General features: G+C 34.0%; 19 protein-coding genes, 1 tRNA gene and 4 pseudogenes. 15 read left to right on the forward strand and 9 right to left on the reverse strand.

The window, feature by feature from the left end; translation table 11 throughout:
- Positions 1-200: 200 nt before the first annotated feature.
- From ACICP9_RS00800 to ACICP9_RS00825, 6 genes are all read left to right on the forward strand, one after another.
- Positions 201-3521: an ankyrin repeat domain-containing protein gene (locus ACICP9_RS00800; RefSeq protein ID WP_395498069.1), complete on the forward strand. Its 3321-nt coding sequence runs from the start codon at positions 201-203 to the stop codon at positions 3519-3521.
- A gap of 256 nt (positions 3522-3777) precedes the next feature.
- Complete coding sequence (locus ACICP9_RS00805) at positions 3778-4488, forward strand: ankyrin repeat domain-containing protein (protein WP_395498071.1); 711 nt, start codon at positions 3778-3780, stop codon at positions 4486-4488.
- Positions 4489-4713: 225 nt separating this feature from the next.
- Positions 4714-5538, forward strand: a complete 825-nt coding sequence (locus ACICP9_RS00810; protein WP_395498073.1) for a hypothetical protein — start codon at positions 4714-4716, stop codon at positions 5536-5538.
- 417 nt (positions 5539-5955) lie between these two features.
- Positions 5956-6702: a hypothetical protein gene (locus ACICP9_RS00815; RefSeq protein ID WP_395498075.1), complete on the forward strand. Its 747-nt coding sequence runs from the start codon at positions 5956-5958 to the stop codon at positions 6700-6702.
- Positions 6703-6766: 64 nt separating this feature from the next.
- Complete coding sequence (locus ACICP9_RS00820) at positions 6767-8932, forward strand: hypothetical protein (protein WP_395498077.1); 2166 nt, start codon at positions 6767-6769, stop codon at positions 8930-8932.
- Positions 8933-8943: 11 nt separating this feature from the next.
- Positions 8944-10569, forward strand: coding sequence for a hypothetical protein (locus ACICP9_RS00825; protein WP_395498079.1), 1626 nt, complete (start codon positions 8944-8946; stop codon positions 10567-10569).
- A gap of 98 nt (positions 10570-10667) precedes the next feature.
- Here ACICP9_RS00825 and ACICP9_RS00830 read toward each other — a convergent pair.
- Positions 10668-10762, reverse strand: a pseudogene (locus ACICP9_RS00830) (IS30 family transposase); the annotation flags it as partial.
- A 641-nt stretch (positions 10763-11403) separates the two neighbouring features.
- On the opposite strand from ACICP9_RS00830, the gene ACICP9_RS00835 reads away from it, so the two are divergent.
- The 7 genes and pseudogenes from ACICP9_RS00835 to pqqE all read left to right on the forward strand — a co-directional run bounded on the left by ACICP9_RS00835 (position 11404) and on the right by pqqE (position 16372).
- Entirely contained in the window at positions 11404-12171 is a 768-nt protein-coding gene (locus tag ACICP9_RS00835) for an ankyrin repeat domain-containing protein (RefSeq protein WP_395498081.1), read from the forward strand.
- A 73-nt stretch (positions 12172-12244) separates the two neighbouring features.
- Positions 12245-12415, forward strand: a pseudogene (locus ACICP9_RS00840) (tyrosine-type recombinase/integrase); the annotation flags it as partial.
- Positions 12416-13177: 762 nt separating this feature from the next.
- The gene (gene pqqA / locus ACICP9_RS00845) at positions 13178-13252 is read left to right on the forward strand and encodes a pyrroloquinoline quinone precursor peptide PqqA (protein WP_071661884.1); all 75 of its coding nucleotides are present in this window, start codon (positions 13178-13180) and stop codon (positions 13250-13252) included.
- A 22-nt stretch (positions 13253-13274) separates the two neighbouring features.
- Positions 13275-14183, forward strand: coding sequence for a pyrroloquinoline quinone biosynthesis protein PqqB (gene pqqB / locus ACICP9_RS00850; protein ID WP_071661875.1), 909 nt, complete (start codon positions 13275-13277; stop codon positions 14181-14183).
- A gap of 12 nt (positions 14184-14195) precedes the next feature.
- Positions 14196-14936, forward strand: coding sequence for a pyrroloquinoline-quinone synthase PqqC (gene pqqC / locus ACICP9_RS00855; protein WP_071661874.1), 741 nt, complete (start codon positions 14196-14198; stop codon positions 14934-14936).
- An 8-nt stretch (positions 14937-14944) separates the two neighbouring features.
- A complete protein-coding gene (gene pqqD, locus ACICP9_RS00860; RefSeq protein ID WP_395498083.1) occupies positions 14945-15232 on the forward strand; it encodes a pyrroloquinoline quinone biosynthesis peptide chaperone PqqD in 288 nt (95 codons plus the stop codon).
- A complete protein-coding gene (gene pqqE, locus ACICP9_RS00865) occupies positions 15233-16372 on the forward strand; it encodes a pyrroloquinoline quinone biosynthesis protein PqqE (RefSeq protein ID WP_071661872.1) in 1140 nt (379 codons plus the stop codon).
- A 27-nt stretch (positions 16373-16399) separates the two neighbouring features.
- Here pqqE and ACICP9_RS00870 read toward each other — a convergent pair whose 3' ends face one another.
- From ACICP9_RS00870 to ACICP9_RS00880, 3 genes are read right to left on the reverse strand one after another with little or no spacing between them, the layout of a single operon-like run.
- On the reverse strand, positions 16400-16777 hold the full coding sequence (locus tag ACICP9_RS00870; protein ID WP_395498085.1) for a hypothetical protein: 378 nt from the start codon (positions 16775-16777) through the stop codon (positions 16400-16402).
- Positions 16777-18699 (reverse strand): pyrroloquinoline quinone-dependent dehydrogenase, encoded by a 1923-nt coding sequence (locus tag ACICP9_RS00875; protein WP_071661870.1) that lies wholly within the window; start codon positions 18697-18699, stop codon positions 16777-16779. The genes ACICP9_RS00870 and ACICP9_RS00875 overlap by 1 nt, the downstream gene beginning before the upstream one ends.
- Positions 18683-19051, reverse strand: a complete 369-nt coding sequence (locus tag ACICP9_RS00880) for a hypothetical protein (RefSeq protein ID WP_071661869.1) — start codon at positions 19049-19051, stop codon at positions 18683-18685. The genes ACICP9_RS00875 and ACICP9_RS00880 overlap by 17 nt, the downstream gene beginning before the upstream one ends.
- A 322-nt stretch (positions 19052-19373) precedes the next feature.
- On the opposite strand from ACICP9_RS00880, the gene ACICP9_RS00885 reads away from it, so the two are divergent.
- On the forward strand, positions 19374-19472 hold the full coding sequence (locus tag ACICP9_RS00885; RefSeq protein WP_395498957.1) for a hypothetical protein: 99 nt from the start codon (positions 19374-19376) through the stop codon (positions 19470-19472).
- A gap of 283 nt (positions 19473-19755) precedes the next feature.
- Here the strand turns inward: ACICP9_RS00885 and ACICP9_RS00890 are convergent, their stop codons facing one another.
- Positions 19756-20502 carry a hypothetical protein gene (locus ACICP9_RS00890; protein WP_395498088.1) on the reverse strand — a complete coding sequence of 249 codons (747 nt, stop codon included), beginning with the start codon at positions 20500-20502 and terminating at the stop codon, positions 19756-19758.
- Positions 20503-20629: 127 nt separating this feature from the next.
- Between ACICP9_RS00890 and ACICP9_RS00895 the strand changes: the two are divergent.
- Positions 20630-20983, forward strand: a pseudogene (locus ACICP9_RS00895) (site-specific integrase); the annotation flags it as partial.
- A gap of 53 nt (positions 20984-21036) precedes the next feature.
- Here ACICP9_RS00895 and ACICP9_RS00900 read toward each other — a convergent pair.
- The 4 genes and pseudogenes from ACICP9_RS00900 to ACICP9_RS00915 all read right to left on the reverse strand — a co-directional run bounded on the left by ACICP9_RS00900 (position 21037) and on the right by ACICP9_RS00915 (position 23463).
- A tRNA-Arg gene (locus ACICP9_RS00900) sits at positions 21037-21113 on the reverse strand.
- A 46-nt stretch (positions 21114-21159) separates the two neighbouring features.
- Positions 21160-21718: pseudogene (locus ACICP9_RS00905) on the reverse strand (site-specific integrase); the annotation flags it as partial.
- Between the two features lie 54 nt (positions 21719-21772).
- Entirely contained in the window at positions 21773-23077 is a 1305-nt protein-coding gene (locus tag ACICP9_RS00910) for a Y-family DNA polymerase (RefSeq protein ID WP_395498090.1), read from the reverse strand.
- Positions 23041-23463: a LexA family protein gene (locus ACICP9_RS00915; protein ID WP_395498092.1), complete on the reverse strand. Its 423-nt coding sequence runs from the start codon at positions 23461-23463 to the stop codon at positions 23041-23043. The genes ACICP9_RS00910 and ACICP9_RS00915 overlap by 37 nt, the downstream gene beginning before the upstream one ends.
- Between the last annotated feature and the right edge of the window lie 79 nt (positions 23464-23542).

The raw sequence follows: 23542 nt of genomic DNA on the forward strand, positions 1-23542 counted from the left end.
ATTTTATTTGTTATTTAATAAAATATTAGAGATAATATTTATTCTGCACATAGATTTTATAAAAATTAGGAATGTAAAAAAATTAACAAGGAGTTTAGAAAATGTTACAAAAGAATAAATATCCCATTCAACAGAGTAAAATTAACCTAGTTCGTTTTCGTAGCCGACAATGTAATTCGCAATTAATAAATAGAAATCTAGTGATCAATAATATATTTAGAGCAGTAAGACACGGTTGTTTAGGTACGGTAAAGTTTTTCGTGGAAGCAGGTGCTAGAGTAAATAGTAAAAATTTAGATGGAAGTACACCATTACATCTTGCCGCGCAATACGGTTATCTCAATATAGTAAAATTTTTACTAAAAAATGGTTCACATTTAGAAGTAAAGGACAGAATTATAGGCAATACACCATTACATCTGGCCACTCTATACGGTCATTTAGATATCGTTAAATATTTATTTGAGAGTGGATCGGATTTAAATATCATTAATAAACGAGGTGATACACTGTTGAGTTATGCGGCTCAATATAGGCATTTAGCGATAGTAAAATATCTGATAGAAAATGGAGCAAACTTAGAAGAAGAATATAGTAATGGTATTACGCCTTTGCACTATGCTGCTCAAGAAAATAATTTAGCGATAGCAGAATATTTAATCAAAAAAGGCATGGATGTTAACAAAATAACTAATGCAGGGAACACGGCATTGTATTATGCTATTCGAAATGGTCATTTAGATATGGTTCGGTATTTAGTTGATAAAGGAGCTGATGTAGAATCAATGGATAAACAACATAATAGCCCACTCTATTATGCTACATTATTTGGTTATACAGAGATTGTTAATTATTTACTGAGTAAAAAAGTAAATCCAGAAAATAAAACGAATATAAATATGCCTCCTTTATATATTGCGACCTTAAGAGGAGATTTAGAACTTGTTAAGAATTTTGTTGAAAGCGGTGCTAATTTAGAGATTAGAGATAGTGCTAATAATACGCCATTACATTCTGCTATTAGCAATGGCTATCCTGAATTAGTGAAGTATTTAATTGAAAAAAATGTAAACTTAGAAGCAAAAAATAATGAGGGTAATACCCCTTTACATATTGCCGTTTTAATGGATGATTTAGAATTAGTTAATTATTTACTCGAAGCAAATGCTAATTGGAGAGCCGTTAATAATAAAAATAAGACACCACTACAGATAATTATCTTGAATAATAATATAGCTTTAATGGAATATTTAGTAGAAAAAATAGCGGTTAATTCGGAAATAAAAAATAATATATACCAGCAGATATTCTATTATGCAGCAATGAGTGGAGAAATAAAAATAGTAAAATTTCTCGCAGAAAAAGGGCTAAATTTAGAAATAAAAGATGAGGTGGGTATTACTCCCTTGCATGTAGCATCTAGTAATGGCCATTTAGAAATTGTTAAATATCTCATAGAAGAAAAAAAAGCTAATTTAGAGCCAAGGAATGAGTGGAATAAAACTCCTCTCCATGAGGCTTCCAAAAGCGGATCTTTAAAAATAGTTAAATATTTTACAAAGAAAAATGCAAAGTTGGAAATAAAAGATAAACAAGGTAGCACTCCTCTTCATGAGGCTTCCAAAAATAATCACTTACAGATAGTGAAGTTTCTTGTAGAAAATGGAGTTAATTTAGAAGTACAAGATGAACAAGGGCGTACTCCTTTGCATTATGCTGCAAAAAATGGTCATTTAGAGATAGTTCAATATCTTATAGAAAAGAAAGCTAATTTAGAAATAACGGACGAGTCGAATAGGACTGCTCTTCACGAAGCTTCAAAAAGCTGCTATTTAGAAATAGTCAAGCATCTTATCGAGAAAGGTGCTGATATTGAGGCAAAAGATCATTCAGGTAATACACCTTTACATTTAGCAGTTTCAAGGAATAATTTAAAGATAGTCGAATATCTAATAGAGTGCGGTGCTATCTTAAATGCAAGGGATAATAACGGGAGTACGCCATTACATATTGCCGCCTTATATGATTACGTAAAGCTGACAAAGTATTTAATCGAGCAAGGAGCCGATATAAAAGCTAAAAATAATCAGAATGAAACCATTTTACAGGAAGCTGAAAACAGCGGTAGTTTTTTGACGATTAGGTATTTAATTAAGGAAAAAAATCTAACTATAAGCAGTATATTTGATGCGATAAAAAAAAGTCAGTTGAGTTTAGTTAGATTCCATGTAGAAGAAGAAAATATCGATCTAGAGATTAAAGATTTATACGGGCGTACACCATTACTTTTTTCTATTTGGTTTGGTTATACAGAGATAGTGAAATATTTGGTGAAAAAAGGTGCTGATTTAAAAAGTACAGATAATCAAGGTAATACACCCTTACATCTGGTAGGTATAGTAGGTTATATCAATTTGATGCAAATTTTACTCGATCATAGTGCCAATGTTGAGGCAAAAAATAACGAAGGGAATACCCCGTTGCATGTTGCGGTTTTAAACTATCATTTAGAAGTTATTCGTTACTTGGTTGGGCATAGTACGGTAAATCTAAATACACCAGGTAATAGCGGAAATACAGCACTGCACTTCGCTATGACCATTCGTGATTCCAATTTATCATTAGAAATAGTGAAATATTTGTTGGAACAAAAGGCGGATATAGAAATAAAAAATAATGAAGGGAATACTCCGTTACATGTGGCTGTTTTAAACCATCGTTTAGAAGTGATTCATTATCTAGTTGAACAGAGCACGGTGAATCTAAATACACCAGGTAATAGGGGAAATACAGCACTGCACTTCGCTATGACCATTCGCGATGCCAAGTTTTCGTTAGAAATAGTGAAATATTTGTTGGAAAAAAAGGCTATTTTAAAAGTAAAAAATAGAGATGGGCATACTCCAATAAACCTGGCAATCATAAATCGCCATTATGAGATAATACAATATCTAAGAAAAAAAAATTATAAACGTAACAAATCGCTAGAAGTTGTTCAGATAGATCCTAACTCTTTAGCAAAAGATTTAGAGTCAAAAACAAAAATATCTCAACAGCATCATGTAGAGGTTAAATTGGAAAATGAGTTGCCTTCAAAACATCGTACAGTAAATATCAACTCCTCAGAGGGGTTTAATTTACTTGGATTTTTCAAGCCAATTTCTTGTCCGCATAATAATTTGAATGATCAAAAGTTTAAGGTTGATTATTTACATATCAATAATACGTTGTATTTAGTTGATATGCTGGTAAGAAAAAAAACAGGTAAAAAACACAACGCTTTTCAAGATAATTATCTCTCTGATTTAGAAGTACAAGCCTACGCATTAAATATCATAACTGAATTTGAGAAAGATTTAAAAGAGTCAGAAATTAATGCTGACTTTAATGAAGTTGCTTTGCTAGCGAAATTGGTAGGTAAAATAAAAAGTGGACAGCTCTGTGAAATCTCAAAAATTTTATTATCAACGATACAGGAAGCCAATTTTCCGATATTGAAACAAGTTAACCAAAAAAAATAAAAAGACAATGGATGCTGAAAATCACATTGATTTTGATATAGTCGGTAATGTGCAGGCGGCTAAAATTGACAAAAAAAGGCTGATAGGACTGATTTACTTAAGAGTCTAAAAGGAGTTAGACGAAAATATTCTAAGTAGAGGATGTCATTCTAGTTTTTCTAAAGAATCAAGGTGCTTTATCAGGTATTAATATTTCCTTAATTTTTTATATTTATGCTTTATTATGTTTTTTATATAGATTTATATAAGGGTTAAAATGATGGGAATCATGAATATAATTAAAGCTGTTAAGAAAAATGATTTATTAAAACTAAAAGAAGAATTAGATTTTTTAAAAAGTTGTATCTGTGAAGATTATGATCTTAATCAAGTGGTTTCCAGTAAAAATGGACAAAGCCTATTACATATTGCGACAAGATATGGCAGTGATAGGGTATTTTTATATTTATTAGAACAAGGCGTTAATATAAATATACCCGATGAGCAAGGGAACACGCCTGCTCATTATGCTGCTTTGTATAGCCAGCCTAGAATCTTAGAATTTTTGAAGAAAAATGGAGCAGATTTTTTACGAAAAAATAAATGTGGGAGAACTTTGGAACAATATATTCAAGTTAGACCGGTAAAAGAAGAGAGCAAAAGGATTAAAAAAGAACTTGAAAATATTATATTAGAAACCAATCAATGCAGAATTTTATCTAACAATGCGCAACCATGCTTAAGAAAAGAAACTGCAGAAAACGACCGTAGACAATCAGAAGAAGAAATAGTAGATACTTCCGATCTTGCTCTGCTAGCAGAGGTTGCTATGAAACAAAAAGAGGTATACCTTAATAAAACTCAAATGCTCCCATCATCTTTTTTTCATAATTTACCTCGAGAGGTGGAATGTCAAACTGAACCACTTAATTTAATTAAGCATGATAGAGCTTTAAATTTAAGTGTGACATCGTGTTTTAAAAATTAATTACTTATTAAATTTTATCTCAGCAATTTTCTGATGAGATTTATATACGCGTTCTATTTTCAGAATTAGATCCAAACAAAATTTTGTAAATAGATATTTTTATCATAATTTTTTATATAAAAAATATAAAGATACATCATCTATTAGTTTTTATTTAATAGAAATTAAAGAATCAACCAGATATAATTTGACTAAAAAGGTAAAAGTAACCAGTTGAGTTTTAGTATGGAAATTAAAATAAAACTTCGCTTTTTTTTAAAAAAAATTAATCTCGCTACTTATCCAAATAAAGTCATTTTAATGAAGGAACATGAGGCACTTATGAGTTTACTCGATTCTTCTATATCTGAGAAATCTTGTATGGAAGTCATTAAAAAGCTCAAGAGAAATCAAGTCTATATATTTTTCAAGCTAGATAAGGATCCTGAGTTTTTAAAAGTTCTTATTAAGAAAATTTTAGATCCTAGCATTCTCAAAGCAATCTTAAACGTCTCAGATATAAATTACTCTGAAGGAGAAAAAATTATTCTAGAAAAGCATTTATGTATAATTAATTTATTGTCTAATCTAGCAGATGATTTAAAAGAATTTATTAAATTATCTATTCAAAAATTGGAAGAAAAAGAGAATTTTTTTGCAGAATACTTTAAAGAATTAGATAGGTTAAAAGTAGTTCTTCTAACAGAAGAGATAAAAATAGACGATATTAAATGGTTTTTTAATACTAATCTTTTTACGCTAATTACTTTTGAATCAAAAAGATTTTCTATAACATTAACAGAGATATACCATTTAATGATTCAAGATATAAATCTTTCTAAAAAAAAATATTTTAATAATCATTGTGAAATATTACTCGATAAAAAAACAAAAGAAGGTAAATTTTTTAATTATGACAGCTTTTTTTCTATTTTATATGATAAGAGAAAGAGTTTTATAAATGATTTACCTAAATCAAATGGCTTTATTTTTCATAAAATGTCAAAATCTGATAAATTATGTAAAGAACTGATCAAATTGGCACTTGAAAATAGATTAAAACATCTCTAATGAATAATTATCTTTTGCACGCCTAGATGAACACGCACGTAGAAAATAGGAATAAGCTCAGATCTCGATAAGAAATGTTCTTTAAATTGATCATTTTCATATTACTTTATTTTCGCCTTATTTTTTAAATATCACTGTAAGTGAATGAGCTCTTTGCATAATTAAAAATAGCTTTAAATATAAAAACCTGATAAAAAAATAAATTTCATCTGTCAGATTGTTACAAGGAAAGGGGATTGCTAAGATCCATCTAATCAATTTGGATCTAAAGAAAGCTAGCGATAAGTAGATAATGTCATTATAATTGCGCTCTCAAAAAGAGTAAGATACTTTATCGAGTAGGCTAGGGGTTTAATAAATCGTTAAGAGTAAATCTATAGGATAAAGTTAATTTCTAAAGCAAATTAAAAACTATTTATGAATATAAAAGATAAATTTTCAATTACGTATAATATAATATGCTCTATGGAATACCCAAAAAAAGGAGAATTACTTCAAGGCTTTAAAGAGTTAAAGGAATTATTTGCGCAGCCTTTCTTTTCAGAATCTATAACTGATACTATCCATTCCCTTAAAAATAATTTAGTTTATAAAATATTTGAACTTGAAAATGATGCAGAATTTTTTAAAGCGTTCATAAAAAAAATAGAAAATTATTTAATGTTCAATGAATTTTTAGAAGCGAGTTCTACAATAAGCTATTCTTATGCTGAACGAGAAGTTTTTGAGCAACAGATCCCTAAATTCAAGCTATTTTTTGAGTTTGATAATGAATTAAGAAAAGAAGCAAAGCTTTTTTATGAACTTTATGCACCTTACCTAAACCGCTTACATGAAATACTCTTTTCGAACAAAATTAAATATGAAGCTATAAAATGGTTTATACAATCACCTTTTTGCAATATTACCTTTGGAAGTTCTATTTCTTTTCAAGAATCCTTAAATAATGTATTTCAATTCTTATTAAAAAATGATTCTTTGTCGCTTACCAAAAAAAATATTGAGGCTATTAAAAAAATTATAGATGAAAAAAATAATCAAAAAATACCTGTAAATTATAATATGTTTTTTTTCCATGTGCCTTTAAAAGCAAAGACTTTATCGCCATTAGCGAAAGACGCACTTAAGAATAACCTTGAAAAATACATAACTCCTATAATCTAGGAAATTATTTCTCAATAATTTATACTTAATTGAAAAAACCAATTTAATAAAAGGAGTTAATATAATGGGTATCGATGTATTTGAAGATGCATTTGATTTTTTCTTAAAAACAGGCCGATTTGAGTTTTTTCATTCCAAATTATCGATAAAACAGCTGCGAAAGCTAAGCGATCATATCTATCCTTCGGATAGCGCTGTCTATGAAATTTATTTACATGATGTTGAATTGATTCCTTTTCATAGGGAAGAATTAGTGGATTCAAAAGAGATTAAAACGACTGCTTTATCAGGAACTCTGACTGAAGAAGAGTTACCTGCATCACTTAGAAATCACTTTGAATTCAATTCTGACGATAAAGAAATTCGTATTTTAAATTATATGGAGAAGGGAGAATTTTCCTTAAGAGGAGGGTGTGAATATGCGGCCGAAGCGATTGAAAACATCTTATTAAATCTGTTTGAGATAAGTCAATGGAAAGTAATTAAATTAGAAAATATCCGTATTTTAGAAAACCAAGAGAGTAAACCATTAAATTTTCAATTTATATCAGATTTTTTCGATAACCTTTGGCCTTATGCCGATAAAATAAAAGAATTTAGTTTAAAAAAAGCGGATTTATTTAATAAAAGTAAATTAGCTGCTTTTTTAAAGAAAGCATCGCAATTAAAAGTTTTAAGTTTAGAAGATGCTCAGTTAGAAAATAAATTTCAACCTTACAATGTGTCTAATATTTTTTTAAATATGTTATGTGAAGCATTAGTTTACCATCCTAGTTTAAAACGACTTGATTTAGGAGATACGGCGCTTAATGAAGAGAATTATGAGGAACTTTTTAAATTATTAAATAATAATTATCGTTTGGATATTATTTTCTTGAAATATCCACCTTTTGGAAACTTGAATCAATTACATCATCAATTGACTCAAGAGATGAAGGAGCGTGTTAAACACTCGAGTTTACTGCGTTTTCAGGAAAATCAATTAACCCATTCCAATCGGTATAAAATAGCTGAATTGAGTTTGGAATTAGATCAATTTCATCCTCTCAAATTTAAATTTGATCACACTACAAAAAAATTAGTAATAACTTATCCTTCTGATCTTGCATTGCCTACCAAATTAATTAATGATTTACCGGAAGGACTTTCTAATTATCCAGAATTTCTTCAGAACAGTTTTCCTATTCGGCTCGATCTAAGTCAAGTAATCGATAATCAAACTACGCTGGGCGCTCAATTATTAGAGAAAGCTTTTCAGTTAAAAAAGCCAAAATCGATGGAATTGCTTTTGACGGCTGGCGCGGATTTATTGGAAAAATTACCGGACAAGCCAAGCTTAATAGGAACGATTTTTTCGGACTCGAATAAAGAAGAACAAATTTATAAAGAATTAATTCTTAATCATGTAAAAAAGGATTTAAGCGTTTTTGTTCCCTTTATATCTCGGTTATCCACAAGATATGGCGAAATTGATGCTGGATTAAAAAAGATTAAAGTTCACTTAGATGAATTTATAACCACCTTATTAGAACTGGATCAATTGCCCTTTTTATTAAAACTATTTAAACGAATTGGAGTAGAAACAAAAAAAGAAAATTGGGAAAAGGATTTTCGTTTAGTTATTCAAGCAGCCCAGGCAGGCACACAAAAAAATCCTATTACACATAGTAGTCTGAGTGCTTTTGAAGCAATTATCCAAGTATTATACACGGAAGTAGAAAGTGCTAAAAAGCAATGGTTTAGAGGCTATCAATTTAATGTTAAGTTACTCGAATCGCTTGAACAGGTGCTCCAATCAACTCGAGAATATCAAAGTGCTTTATTTAATGAATGGGAGCAACAGGAAGGTGGAATTTTAATAGAGAATACGCAATTAAAAGAAGAATTAAAAAACTCTAAAGAAACGATAGAAAAAATGGAAGCGCAACATGCCCAAGATAAAGCTAAATTCGAATCGACACGAGCACAAGATAGAGTTGATATACAAAATGAGATAAGAAAAGAATTTGAATCTAAACAAATGCAAGATAGGATTGATATCCAAAACATAATGCGAGCCGAGTTTGAAACGACACGAGCACAAGATAGGGCTGAGTTTGAACAAAGCAACGCAAAGATGGAAGAACGAATAGAAAAAATAATGAATGACTTGCTTCGATTACAACAGCAGTCAACCCCATTGGATAATTCTGTGCCATCTAACAATCCTGGGTTCTTTAATTCTCGTTGAAGGAGAAAGTGATGGGCAGAAGGATATGTCATCAGGTATTAAATCAAATGGATGAGTATCTTTCCAAAAAGCCTTTTGTCCGTCCTCATTGGTGGTCGAGACGCTGGATAGTGTATATGACTATCCAGCCTCCATTAACAGAAACACATCCATTATGGAAACGTAACCAAGATGAACTTCGCTTATTACGTTTATTTAACTTAACTCCAGAAGAGCTGAGCCGAAAAATAGAACGTTACTGGAAAAAGCCTCGTTGGCGACGTTGGTTTGCCTCTTTTGGAATGAACAAGAAGATTGATGTCTGGAATTATTACCAACGTTGTTTAGCTTATAAAGAAATAAGTCAAAATAATCCGAGATCTGAATTTAAATTAGTCACTGTCGATGAGAGAAAACCGATATTAGAAAAACTAGGTTTGGCTTTGCATCAATCCAATGTTAAGTTTGAAGCATATTTAGAAAAACATTGTCGTCATTCCAAATGGGTTGCAAAATTCTTTTTGTCAGAAACAAAACGACATCAACAACGGTTAAAAAAAAGTTTCTTAGCAAAGCTAGATAATTATTTAAAACAACTAGCGTCAGAAGGAGAGCGAACGACGCTAAGACAACAAGCCGAACAGGAATATCAGCAAGTCGAGGCGTTTATGTTTCATTATAATCGATTACACTTTAATGCGCTTTGCCGTGTACAACGTCCTGAAGTTAAAAAAGCTAATCAAGAAAAAGAAGAAAATACCGATAGAAGAGTCGAAGTATATAACGGATGCCCTTTTGTCCCCGCTTCATCTCGATCTTCTCATAGGAGTGTAGCGCTTCAAAATGAAATGAGATCATTAGATGGAGCAAAAAAATGGCTTCAATCACAGAAACAAAGATTAAACACGCTTATACAAAAAGACTCTCCTGAGGAGATAGAAACGTTATTACAAAGCAGCCTGAATGAGATTAAAAATATTACAGAACCTCAGCTGGATTACTGTGAAACCATCATTTTGCGTATTGAAGGAGACTATAAAGAGTATGATTCCTTCTTAGAATATTTGGAGCGCTTACAAAATCAATTAAAACCTTTGCTGAAAGGAGGTTTACATTTATTTCATCCGGATCACGTCATGAATTTGACGCATTCTCAAAAGATTTGGAGCCTGGTAACTCACTATAGTCAAGCTTACATAGAACAAAGCCGATTTTATTTAGAATGTTTAAAAAATTATCATCAGCGTATAGAAAAATCATATAATCAACATTTACAAAAACAGCAGGCATTACAGGAACGAGCAGAATTGAAAGTACAAATCAAAAAATTTCAACAATACCTAATAGAATTGGATAAGAAATTGGAGCAAGACCGACAAAAATTCTGGGAAAAGATGTATGTTGAGTCCGAGCAATTTAAAGCTGAGTTTAAAGCTACCCTAGCTGAAGATAGCGCTAAGTTTAAAGCTACCCTAGCTGAAGATAGCGCTAAGTTTAAAGCTACACTAGCACAAGATAGGGCTGAGTTTAAACAAAGCAACGCAAAGATGGAAGAACGAATAGAAGAAATAATGGACTTGCTTCGATTACAACAGCAGTCAACTCCATTGGATCATTCTATGCCCTCCAACAATCCTGGGTTCTTTAATTCTCGTTAAAGGAGACGCTGATGAAGAGAGGGATATGTACATCATATGGAATAGTTCAAGCTTAATATGACACAAAGAGATGAGTAAGATTACCTATTTAAAATGTGACTTAAGTCAGAACCTTTTTTTAAATACTCTCTGATTAGCCCATTCATATTTTCATTGAGTCATGTTCCCACGAGGAATAAGGGTGTGCGAAATAAAAGTATCCTATCAATTTAATTTTAAATTGATGGGATACTGAAAAAACCGTTATTTTTTGTTATCAGAGAGTGGATTAAGCATAACTTACTCCAACTAAAGATCTAGAGGAAGTTTCATTACTAACCCGTAAGCAAGTACAGTATAAGCGACCTTCATTTCTAACTATTTTTGTTTCTTCAGCAGGTATTATTTGTTTTACCATGACCCCCATCCATTTAACTGCTGTATCTACCTAATTTGTGCGATAATATCCTTGCTGCGCGTGTTAATCACACGATAGTTTTGATGTTTTTCTCGAATAATTCCACTATTTTTGCTTTAATACATCCTTAGAGCTATTAGACGATAGCTCAAAATTGTAAACTTCAGAATGCGGAAGCATCATAAAACGCTTTTGCGTTGGTTATTTTTTATTCTATTGTAGACTGTTAAATTTTTTTAGAAAAATAGATTTATGTAGTGATTTTTGGTGATTTGAAAAAAAATTATGAGGACAGGACTCAGCAAACAAAAAAGATCGATAAAAACCTTTATATAGCGTACTGAAAAAGGTATTCGCAGGACATGAATAATTAACAAAGCTTAATAATAATTATATATTATCTAATAAACTAAATAATAATTTACTGGGATGATAGCATGTCGTTAGTATTTGAACTCTATTCAGCTGCTAAGCAGGATGATTTAGAACGTGTTAAATCTTTAATAGAAAAGGGGGCTAATGTTAATGCGACTTTTTTTGAAGCACCTTTATTCTATCGGCTATCTATAGAAGGCCATGAGGAGCTAATAAAACTTCTTATAGAAGAAGGTGGCGCTAATGTTAATGCAGCTAATGCTGATGGAGCAACACCGCTCCATTGGGTATGTAAAAATGGTTATATTGAGGCAGCAAAGTTACTGATCAAAAAAGGGGCCAATGTTAATGCGACAATTTCTAATCATAGATGGACACCTCTTCATTGGGCATGTGAAAAAGGCCTTATTAAGGTAGCAAAATTGCTTATAGAAAATGGAGCCAACCTTAACGCGACTGATATTGATGGGCTTACTCCATTAAATTTAGCCTATCTGCATAACCATATTGAGTTAGCAAAATGGCTTATTTCTCGTTTATTATTAAAAAATCTAAAAGAAGAAGAACCTGACTTTATAAAGCATCAAGATTTGTCAGCCTACTGGAAGGAACAGATTCTAAAAATTAAATATTTGCCTCAAGAAGAAATTATAGGTGGTAAAACCTTGACAGAAACTATTTTAAATAAAATTTCTTCAGGAAAAAGTGATACTTTAGTTTCCCATTCTTTTCATCAGCTCTTTAAATCATTGAATTCAGAAGCAATAAAGAGTCAGGTTTCTAAAATTGATCAATGGGATACTACTATGTCTTCTCCTAAATTGAGTTAATATATTAGCTTTTAAACTTCATTTCAGCAGCTTTAGAAATTGATATTTTTCCATTTCGTACTTGAGTAATAAGAAACATGCGTTAAAACGTTCAAGGATCGAAGATTTTCACTGGCATGACTCGCCCTGCATGGGCTTCTTGGCACATACAGCATGGAACTTCACTCTATGAATTGCAGAAATTTGGTGGTTGGTCTCTATGAAACAGTGCAACTTTATACATCTAAATAGTCAACAGCTTTAAGAGGTTGCTGAACGTGTGTCGGCACAAAATTGGTGCATGGTAATACATAGATGAAAAATAAGCCTTTGAATAGTAAGATAAGTTATTGAAAAAATAAGATTGTACTGGTGCGACCGGAAGGACTCGAACTCCCGACCCCCAAGTTCGAAGCCTGAATGTATAAGTAAAAAACAATTAATAATCAACACTTGCGATACCTTGCAAACTTAATAACCTACTGAAAACTACAGGAACTTCTGTTTCTTCCATTTTATCCAGATACAATTTTGGTACATACATTTTTTTTAAAAAGCTAATTATTTTGATTTTTATAACTAAAATATAAATTTAGTTCCATTTAACCTAGAAATTAATGATAAGAGCAGGTAGAAGGAAAAAGCTGCTCTATAGAGCAGTCAGTAATACTTTTTTTAAATGGAAAATGTTAAAGAAAAATTGTAATTTTTTTTAAATGGATCGGAAAGTTTGAGAAATATTGAATGTTTAATAAGTTTAAATTTATGCTCGATGTACTTACTATAATAGAAGGATATTCCTAGGAATTAGATTTTCACGCTGATGAAGAGTAAATATAAGTTTATCTATTAATTCCTGAAGTTAATAATGGATGACTCATTAAAAATTAAAGTAAATGCATAAAAAAATAATCAGTATGGCAGCTATCAAGTCCATGTATGCCCTCTGAATTTCTAGGCTTTTTGCATGATACTGCTGCACCTACTATAATGTGAGTTCCTTAAGTACAAAAGGAACCAATGAGAGATGAAATGGATTAAACCTGTTTATACTGAGATGCGTTTTGGCTTTGAGATAAACATGTACATATATCACTCATAATGATATCCGGAATGGATAAAAAATGCTACTCAAGGTTCTAGGATCAGCAGCGGGCGGAGGATTCCCGCAATGGAATTGTAATTGCAGTAATTGCCAAGGACTACGAGTAAAAACGATAGCCGCTGTTTCACGTACACAGTCTTCGATTGCTGTCAGCGAGGACAATAAAAAATGGATTCTCATCAATGCGTCGCCTGATATACGCAAACAACTGGAAGATTTTCACGAAGCGCAACAAAGTAACCTGTTACGTGATACAGGAATTCAGGCCATCATCTTGACAGATAGCCAAATTGATCATGTGACTGGATTACTTTCATTACGGGAAGCCGAAAAATTAGTCATCTATTGTACAGAACTGGTTCAAGAGGAACTGACACACCATTTTCCACTGTTTAAAATTTTAAAAAATTATTGCGTTATTGATTTTAATCGTATTAATGTTTCTCACGCTTTTACGATTCAAGGATTTAAAAACTTAGTATTGACACCTATCGATTTGCCGGGAAAGTCCCCACCGTATTCGCCTTATAGACACAATCTTAAACAAGGTGCGAATACGGCTTTGATTATTTTAGATCAGCTAACACAGAAAACTTTTTTTTATGCGCCGGCTATTGCGCAGTTTGATGAAAGACTATTTCAAAGCATGAATAATGCAGATTGTGTCCTAATTGATGGCACATTTTGGCATGAAGATGAAATGTCACGTTGCGGAATAAATAACAAATTAGCAACTGAGATGGGTCATTGTGCCTTAGCCAGTGAGGAAGGGTTACTTTCTAAATTGAATGCATTGCAAAAACCAAGAAAAATAGTCATTCATGTGAATAATACGAATCCGATACTTAATACAACCTCTCCTGAACATGCCCAATTAAACAATGCGAACATTGAAATAGCCTATGATGGAATGAATATCTTACTTTAGGAACTCTGCTTTATGCACACTGAATCCTGCATAGCGTTATCGTCTCAGAGGGAGTTTGAAAAAAAAATTTTAAGCCTTAAAAAATATTATCATATCTATCATCCGTTCAATAAGTTAATGAATGATGGCCAATTGACCCGGAAACAAATTCAACAGTGGATTATTAATCGCTTCTATTACCAAGTAAATATCCCAGTAAAAGATGCGGCTATTTTATCTAATTGCCCTATACGCGAGATACGCAGAGAATGGGTAAAACGAATCATTGAACACGATGGCGATGTCATTAATCCAGGTGGTATTGAAGCCTGGTTGGCATTGGGAGAGGCGTGTGGCCTGACCAGTGACTTACTGTGGTCTATGAAATATGTCTTGCCTGGCGTACGCTTTGCAGTCGATGCTTATGTTCATTTCGCGCGTACCAGTACATGGCAAGCTAGCGTTTGTTCATCGTTGACGGAGCTTTTTGCGCCAGAAATTCACCGCCAACGTTTAACGAATTGGCCAACACATTATCCATGGATTGATTTAAAAGCATTGGCTTATTTTCGTGGTCGATTAGATCAAATAAATCATCACGTCACGAAAGGTTTACAATTAACGCTAGAAAATTTTCAAACACAAGAACAACAAACACAAGCATTGGCTATTTTAACGCTTAAATTAGAAATTCTTTGGGCAATTTCAGACAACCTTTACTTAGCCTATGTACTTGATCAGCCTCCCATCACATTTTCAAAGGATGATACATAATACGCATTATGGAAAATCAACTAAGTTTAGATGCAAATATTGCTCTTGCTGGGGGATTTCGCTTGCAATGGGAAAAAAGCCAAGCGTGCTATGTGCTGCTTTATCCAGAAGGGATGGTAACGCTAAATACAAGTGCGGCTGAAATCCTAAAATTATGTGACGGTGGTCGCTCTATTTCAGCCATAATTGCCGTGTTACAAAGTAAATATACACAAGGTGCGATAATCGATCTAACAGAAGATACTTATCAGTTTTTAACAGAGGCACTGCAAAAAGGGTGGTTAGCAGTTGTTTAAATGTTAGGAAATCAGCAAGAAGCAAAGGAAACTCTATTGCCACCGCATTGGTTATTGGCGGAACTCACCTATGCCTGTCCTTTACAATGTCCTTATTGCTCGAATCCACTCGAATTTATTAAAAGTAAAGAAGAATTAGATACGGAAAGTTGGATACAAATACTGCGGGACGCACGAGAATTGGGCGCTGTTCAATTAGGTTTATCGGGTGGTGAACCGCTGTTACGAAAAGATCTAACAATTATCGTCAGCGAAGCCCACGCATTAAATTATTATACTAATCTTATTACATCGACGGTAGGACTCAATGAAAGTCGTTTAATAGGATTAAAAAATGCAGGTTTAGATAGTATACAAATTAGTCTTCAGGCCAGTACAGAAGAATTAAATAACCGCATTGCAAGAACGAAGTCATTTGAGCATAAGTTATTAATGGCAAAAAAGGCCAAAGAGCAGAATTTTAATCTTACCTTAAACATCGTTATTCATCGATTAAATATTGATTCAGTTCGAGAGATATTAGATTTAGCCTTGGATTTAAAGGCCGATTATATTGAATTAGCGAATACGCAATATTACGGTTTTGCTTTCGTGAATCGCGACCTCTTGTTACCCACATTGGAACAGATAAAAAAAGCCGAAGCCATTGCACATGACTATCAGAAACGTTATAGCGATAAAGCCAAGATTTATTATGTTATTCCAGATTATTATAGTAATCGACCCAAACCATGTATGAATGGTTGGGGTAAAATTTTCTTAACTATTACACCCGATGGTTATGCTTTACCTTGTCATTCAGCGAGAATATTACCGAATTTGGTTTTTCCGAAAGTACATGAAAATAGCCTACATTGGATATGGTATGAATCCCCGTTGTTTAATCGGTTTCGAGGCGATAAATGGATGAAAGAACCTTGCCGATCTTGTACATTGCGATTTAAAGATTTTGGTGGTTGCCGTTGTCAAGCGCATTTACTGCTTAACGATGCCCGTGCGGCGGATCCGGTATGTGATTTGTCACCGCATCATGAAGTGGTGCAAAAAGCGATTCAACGTGCAATGGATAACATCACTTTATGCAAAGAAATTCCGTTGATCTATCGAAATTCTCACACTTCAAAATCATTTTTAAAGTAATGTGAGCGTTTAGGAGATATTGAAGTATCATTGATCAATTGCAACACCAATATCACCGATAATGCCACCTGCAAGAATGAGAAGCGCTGCTGTAAAGGGAGAGATAAGCGAAGAGATCACGGCAGTAAAAGATAATAAGGTAAATAAACTTACGCCTAAAATAATCACGATAATGAATAAAAATTTAGAATTAGCATATGAGTGCTTAAAAGCCAAGAGAGCTAACAATAAACTTGCAAGGGAAATAAGAAAGATAAAAGCCCCTATGACCATTTCCTCTGATTGTGGAATGCTTTGATTATAGTCATAGATAAACTTCTCAGCAAAGAAATAACTTAGTGACCCCACTAATCCTAAAATAGCACCTAGCACGATAATAATTTTTGCTATCGTTTTGATATTCATCAGGATTTACTTTGACTAGGTAAAGCGAAGGCAATGACTTGGTCACTGACTTTAGGCGTCAAAATACTGTTGCCACCTACTACAAACACAACATACTCCTTGCCTTGATATTCATAAATAGCTGGAATAGAAACTGCTGGTGCAGCTACATCTGCACTCCAAAGTACATCGCCTGTATTAAGATCCAATGCACGTACTCGTGAATCCATAGAGGCCCCGATGAAAATTAAACCACTCCCTGTGATGACGGGCGCACCAATGGTAATACTACCCCACGATTTTGGCATATAAAATCCCCATTGTTGCACTTCGCCAAACGGTTTTTTCCACAACCGCTGTCCCGTATTCAAAGCATAGGCAGAAATTTCACCATAAGGGGGTTTCCAACAAGGCATACCCAAAGGATTTAAAAACGTATCTAATTTAAATCCATAAGGCGATCCGGCCATGGTAAACATTCCATACGCTTCTCCTACATTAGCGGTGTGATGACGTTTAAGAAAATCATTGTAATCTTCTCGAGGTATTAATTTATAAATTTGTACAGCCATTGAACTGTTAACCACGAAAATTTGTTTATTCGGGTCGACAGCACCCCCACCCCATTCCACTCCACCTGCGGTTGCGGGAAAAATGAGACTTCCTTGTTCACTAGGTGGTGTGAACCGACCTTGATATTTTAGCGTGGCTAATTTTCGTGAGCAGTAGCCAAAACTCAGCCAATCAGAGAGTTTAAAAACACCAGGCCATTTATCAGCAACCACTGGAATGGGATAAGGAACTGTGGGTTGCGTGCTAGCGGCAATCTCACCTTTTGCATCCGAAGCAGGCACTGCCTTTTCAACGATCGGATAAATAGGTTCTCCAGTATAACGATTTAAAATAAATAAGTACCCTTGTTTAGATGTTTGGACTAATGCTGGAATTGTTTTACCTTCTTTCTTAATGTCTACGAGTGAAGGCGCCGAGTTAGTATCAAGGTCCCAAAGATCGTGGTGAACTAACTGTTTACTCCAGATGACGTTGCCGTTATTAATATTTAAGGCTGTGACGGAGGTTCCAAAAGGAATAGGTGTTAAACGATTCCCTCCCCAAAAATTGGGACTGGGTGAACTGATCGGTAGATAGACAATCCCTTGGTCCGGATCAATCGACATACTGGCCCAGACATTAGATGTACCAGTTTTTGCTGCGATATCGGGCGGTATACTCTGGAAGGTCCACAGCAACTTGCCCGTTCGCGCATCTAAACCAAAAACATTACCTACTGGATCAATAGAATATGTCCAATCTTTACCTGCCCAACCTAAAATTAATAAATTTTTATATACCGTGGGTGGCTGTAAAATCCCTAACGGCCAAAGGTCTGGATGGTTATTCCATTGATTAATATCTAACTTACCTTGCACACCAAAATCAGTACAAGGCTTTCCTGTGTTAGCATCAATGGCGTATAGTTTTGCATCCATGGTGCCAATATAAATACGCTTCTGGCATGCTTTTCCTGGGATCATAGTTTCTGCTTGCCAATAAGCCACCCCCCGAGTTTTTAATGCCGGTTGCGACAGTGCTTTTAAGACCGCATGCGGATCAAAAATCCATTTAGTTTTACCCGTTGCAGGATTGAGAGCAAAAACACGATAAAAGGGTGTGCTGACATAAATTGTATTATTTACAAAAAGCGGTGTAGCTGACCATACCGTAGGAGGTAATTTGCCCTTGCCGGTAGAAAAATCACCGGTATGTAGAGTCCATGCGACGGACAAATCATGGACATTACGTGGTGTGATTTGGGTTAATGGTGAATATTTCTGTGCTTTTAAGTCGCCATTGAACGTTTGCCAGGTAGTGTTTTCTGCGGAAACGTTTATAGTGAAAAAACACGTAAAAAAAAGTGCGATGCATTTAATAAGTTTGCTCATTCTTTACTCGTGTAAAAACTTGAATAAACCAACCCACACCAACCAAAAGCACGGAAGCTAATAGCGACCAGCTTTCTAAGAAGTAGGAGGCCAATAATGTACCTAGCAGTAACAAAATAATAAGCGTATTTACGCCAATCCGTATCCATCGATGACTATCGCGTCGGAAATAGTAAATTAGCACGCTTAATAAGGTCATTATCAATGTAGTTAAGGTTACTAACTCAGCCCCGCCGGTATAACTAATCGGGCTTGACGGAAGAAAAAAATTAAATAGCGACAGAATGAATCCAATAACAGAAAACAGGAACATCATCCCTATTCCTAAATTTTTTTTGTCATTAAGCGGCATTTGCCTATCCTACCTATGGGTTTTTAAAAACGTAATAGAGTTTAATTATTATCTGTAGGGTAGTCGATTTATTATTTTTTTCAAATTGTATGGAAAATACAAAGTCTTTTTTCTCAAAGCGGTATATATTTTTTATTTTAATAAGCTGCTAAATAATATTTTAACCATTGAATCCGTTTGTTTACTACGGCCTGTAACATGCTTTCAGGATTGTCCCACAGCAAAATAAAATTCTAGCCAAACCCGCTATTGGTTTAAAAGTATTAAATTTTAACTATCTTTTCTACAATATACCAATGGGCAACGCTATATTACTTGCACCATTTCAGCATCGAGTGGATCACAAATTATGTGTTTAAACAGGGCTCATGCGCGATTCACCGTGGCCGATGATCGAGTCTTTACTTGCACCAGGTCCTAGATGAATAAGCATGTAGAAGAATGGGAATAGGGCTCTTCAAAAAATACTGATGAGAAATATTCTTTAAATTGCTCATTTCCCTGTAAGTTTATTTTGTGACTTATTTTTAAAATATCACGGTAAGTGAGTGAACTCTTTGCGTACTCAAAAATAATTTTAAACATGATTAGATTTTTATTTATCAAATTACAAATATCAGAAATTTTAATATATTCTTTGCATAGTAATCCAGTTTTAATTAAAAGAATTAAAAATCTTTTTAACTCATAGTAAATGACAATATCTAGTATTTCTCGTATATTTTTTTATATTTCAATATAATACCTATATTTATTACGGTATTTCCAATACCTAAAAAACTTTCTGAACGATTATTTTTCTTAATAAATTGTTCTAGCGTTGTCTGATTTTTGTTAATAACCGTTTTTTTTAATGAATTGGATAACTGGCTAAATCTTGTTAAAGATTGTATGTTTTTAAAAATAAAAGCTAAAGAATTAGGGCATGATTCGTAATCAAAATAGATAGTAGTTTCTGGTGAAAAAAGGTTAAAACCGATTAGATCATCCCAATGCTGATCCCTAATAGATAAGCGAAAAAGATGATCTAAAGTAAAAAAAGAGCAATGATCAAAATCATGTTGTATTTGAGTTCCACTATAAGAAAAAATTATAGGCTTTAAGTTTAAAGACACTGTTTTTATTATTTCTGTGCTTCTATAAAGTACTGCGGCATCAAGAACAAGCAGATAAACCTGATTATTTTTAATATAACAATTTACACTAAACCAATGACCTTGGTTTTCTATTGCTAGTTGGAAACGAGTAGGAGTTTGAGTGTTGTTAATATTTTTGGCTAATAACTTAAAGAAAATACTGAGTTCACTCGTATAGTTTTTTTCTTTGTAGCCATCGCTAGAAAGAAAAAAAATATTTAAATCCTTTCTACGTGATTTTTTCTCTTCGATCAAGCCGTGCATTTCTTCTGAAGATACAATAGAAGCTTTAGAAGATAATGGGAATAGCGACATTTTTTTCACCTCATAAACTAGCCGTCTAAAATTTATTAATTCAATATTAAAAAGCTAACTAAAAAACAGTATTCAACCCTATTTTTGATCTATTCTTTATATTCTACTAGTTTTTTTTGCCCACAAACGAGCGATATCTGTTCCACTTAGCATAGAGGTCATCGAAATCATTCGAAAACAGATAGGGAAACATATGGAATTTCTTTTTACTTATCAAGGAAAACCAGTTAAGCAATGTAACGCTGCGTGGCGAAAAGCTTTAAAATGAGCAGAGATAAAAGATTTTCACTGACATGATTTGCGTTATGCCTGGGCATCTTGGCATATACAAAATGGAACTTCACTCTATGAATTGCAGAAACTTGGTGGTTGGTCCTCGTACGAAACAGTACAACGTTATGCGCATTTAAATAGTCAACAACTTCAAGTTGCCCCTGAACGTGTGGTGTCGGGTACAAAATTGGTACATGGCAATACTTAAATAAAAATAAGGCTTTAAATAATCAGATAAGTTATTGAAAAAATAATATTTTCTGGTGCGCCCGGAGGGACTCGAACCCCCGACACCCAGGTTCGAAGCCTGGTACTCTATCCAGCTGAGCTACGGGCGCATGATTCGAAAGAGCCCGGCATTCTAACAGTTTATCCTTTATTCAGCTAGCCTCCTTTTGCTGCCGTTTGAACAGAATGTACCAATTTTGTACCAGATACTCGCTCGGCAGCCTTCATAAGTTGATCACTATTTAAATGCGCATAGCGTAATACAATGTCAAAAGATGACCATCCGCCTAATATTTGCAATTCTGTAAGGATGTTCCATTTTGAACATGCCAAGATGCCCATGTATGACGTAAGTCATGCTTCGATCTTTGCTCGCTTTAACGCTTTACGCCATGCAGCTGTATTGCATTGCTTAACAGGGTTTCCTTCATAGGTAAAAACAAATTCAATATGTTTACCTATTTGTCTTGCAATAATTGCCGCAGCTTCTGCATTAAGAGGTACTGGAATTGCTGTTCTAGTTTTTGATTGTGATGCACTCACAAAGGCATGTCGCCTAACTAAATCAACATTCTTCCATCTTAATCCTTAATCCTATGACATTGGCTTTGCGTAAACCGGTAGCTAAAGAGAAATCTGCCATATCGGATAAATGTGAGGGTAACTCTTTAAGTAACCGTTCTGCTTCATCTTTGGTTAACCAGCGTTCTCGCTTGATTTAGATCCGCCCGTACCGGCATAATATGGCTGCCGATAACAATATCAACGGTTAAGCTATTACTTTAACAATTTCTTGCCAATGTGTGGTGTAGCGTGGTGAACGGTTTCCAGATCGCATCGACCAAGAAGCTTGTACACATCCTTCGGCTGCAAAAAAGAGTGTATGTGAGCCGAAACTCTTATTTGTCTCATCTAATATTTTCATTAATGCAACTGAACGGAGTGAAGTTGGTTGGACAAAAAGATCATTTAAGTGTTGAGAATCCGATATAATGTCTATTAATAGAATCCCGGCCTTTTTATAATTAAATCCAGTTTTATACAATTGTTTTAAAACACGTTGCGCCGCGGTTATTAGCTCACGTGTATCATTCGTTGCTGTTACTAGCGAACTCGTTAAACCCTTCGTATATTGTCGATCGCTAGTTTTATGCCTATTGGTTGTAACAAACACATAAATAGCTTGAGCTTTGGAGTTTTGTTTCCTTAGCTTATAAGCTGCGCGCGCCGCATAGCGACTCAAGGCACTACTTAAATCCTGCCAATCGGTTACAGGCCGACCAAAAGACCGGGAACACATAATCTGCTTTTTAGCCGCTACAGTTTCTAAATCAAGACACGAAATACCATTTAACTCAAGAATAATACGTTCAATCACTACACTAAAACGTCGGCGCATTATTTTGGGATTGGCCTGTTGTAAATCAAAAGCGGTTTTAATCGAGTAATGCTGAAGTTTTTCAGTCAATTTACGCCCAATTCCCCAAATCTCTTCGATAGGTAACGTCTTTAATAACGAATCACGGTGTACTGCACAACGTAAATCATAAACGCCGGTTTTGCTTATCCGCTTAGCATAAAAATTTGCTACTTTAGCGAGGGTTTTGCTAGATGCTAAACCTATTGAAATAGGGATACCTGTCCACTGTTTTACTTTTTGGCGAATTTCGATTAAATAAGCTTTCAAATCATAGTATGAATAATGATCAAGTTTTAAAAAGGCTTCATCAATGGAATACACTTCCATATCTGGGCACAAGCGCCGCAAGGAATCCATGACACGTTGCGACATATCACCATAAAGAGCATAATTTGAAGAGAAACATCGAATTTGGCCGCGACGTACCCAATCGCGATACTTAAAAGCCGGTGCACCCATGGGAATACCTAATGCTTTGGCTTCATTCGAACGAGAAATAATACAACCGTCATTATTCGATAGAATGATAATAGGTTGTTTCTCTAAAGCGGGATTAAACACGCGTTCGCAAGAAACATAAAAATTATTACAATCCGCCAATGCAAAATAAGCCATGCTTACAACGGATGAATGACATTGGTGACTATTCCCCAAATACTGACATTATTTTCCTCATTCACGGCAATTGCGGGAAAATCTGGGTTCTCTGCTATCAAAACAAATTGTTGATTCTTTAATTTTTTAAGTCGTTTTACAGTTAATTGACCATCAACGATGGCAATTACCACCTTGTTATCACGAGGCTCCAAACTCCGATCGACAATTAAGAGGTCACCATCGTGAATACCCGCATTAATCATCGATTCGCCTTTAACCCGTACGTAGTAAGTAGCTGTAGGATGATGAATCAAGTATTCATTGAGATCGAGGTGTCCTTCTAAAAAATCATCTGCCGGAGAAGGAAACCCAGCATGCACTGCTGATGAGAGGTAAGGAATAAGATAAGAATGAGAGATAATGCATCGATAAGCACGGGACATAATATTTTTATTATAAAAGCGATAGAGAGTAGCAGCGATGTGTTTAAGTCAATCCAGTGCCTAAGAAATTCATCGCTAT

Source organism: Rickettsiella endosymbiont of Litargus connexus, assembly GCF_964277335.1.
GTDB classification, from domain to species: Bacteria; Pseudomonadota; Gammaproteobacteria; order Diplorickettsiales; family Diplorickettsiaceae; genus Aquirickettsiella; species Aquirickettsiella isopodorum.

Excerpts from the sequence above, each read along its gene's own strand:
- pqqB (WP_071661875.1), top strand. The coding sequence starts at position 13,275 with ATGCTACTCAAGGTTCTAGGATCAGCAGCGGGCGGAGGATTCCCGCAA.
- ACICP9_RS00875 (WP_071661870.1), bottom strand. The coding sequence starts at position 18,699 with ATGAGCAAACTTATTAAATGCATCGCACTTTTTTTTACGTGTTTTTTC.
- pqqE (WP_071661872.1), top strand. The coding sequence starts at position 15,233 with ATGTTAGGAAATCAGCAAGAAGCAAAGGAAACTCTATTGCCACCGCAT.
- ACICP9_RS00815 (WP_395498075.1), top strand. The coding sequence starts at position 5,956 with ATGAATATAAAAGATAAATTTTCAATTACGTATAATATAATATGCTCT.
- ACICP9_RS00880 (WP_071661869.1), bottom strand. The coding sequence starts at position 19,051 with ATGCCGCTTAATGACAAAAAAAATTTAGGAATAGGGATGATGTTCCTG.
- ACICP9_RS00820 (WP_395498077.1), top strand. The coding sequence starts at position 6,767 with ATGGGTATCGATGTATTTGAAGATGCATTTGATTTTTTCTTAAAAACA.
- ACICP9_RS00835 (WP_395498081.1), top strand. The coding sequence starts at position 11,404 with ATGTCGTTAGTATTTGAACTCTATTCAGCTGCTAAGCAGGATGATTTA.
- ACICP9_RS00870 (WP_395498085.1), bottom strand. The coding sequence starts at position 16,777 with ATGAATATCAAAACGATAGCAAAAATTATTATCGTGCTAGGTGCTATT.
- ACICP9_RS00915 (WP_395498092.1), bottom strand. The coding sequence starts at position 23,463 with ATGTCCCGTGCTTATCGATGCATTATCTCTCATTCTTATCTTATTCCT.
- ACICP9_RS00890 (WP_395498088.1), bottom strand. The coding sequence starts at position 20,502 with ATGTCGCTATTCCCATTATCTTCTAAAGCTTCTATTGTATCTTCAGAA.
- ACICP9_RS00810 (WP_395498073.1), top strand. The coding sequence starts at position 4,714 with ATGGAAATTAAAATAAAACTTCGCTTTTTTTTAAAAAAAATTAATCTC.
- ACICP9_RS00825 (WP_395498079.1), top strand. The coding sequence starts at position 8,944 with ATGGGCAGAAGGATATGTCATCAGGTATTAAATCAAATGGATGAGTAT.
- ACICP9_RS00805 (WP_395498071.1), top strand. The coding sequence starts at position 3,778 with ATGATGGGAATCATGAATATAATTAAAGCTGTTAAGAAAAATGATTTA.
- pqqC (WP_071661874.1), top strand. The coding sequence starts at position 14,196 with ATGCACACTGAATCCTGCATAGCGTTATCGTCTCAGAGGGAGTTTGAA.
- pqqD (WP_395498083.1), top strand. The coding sequence starts at position 14,945 with ATGGAAAATCAACTAAGTTTAGATGCAAATATTGCTCTTGCTGGGGGA.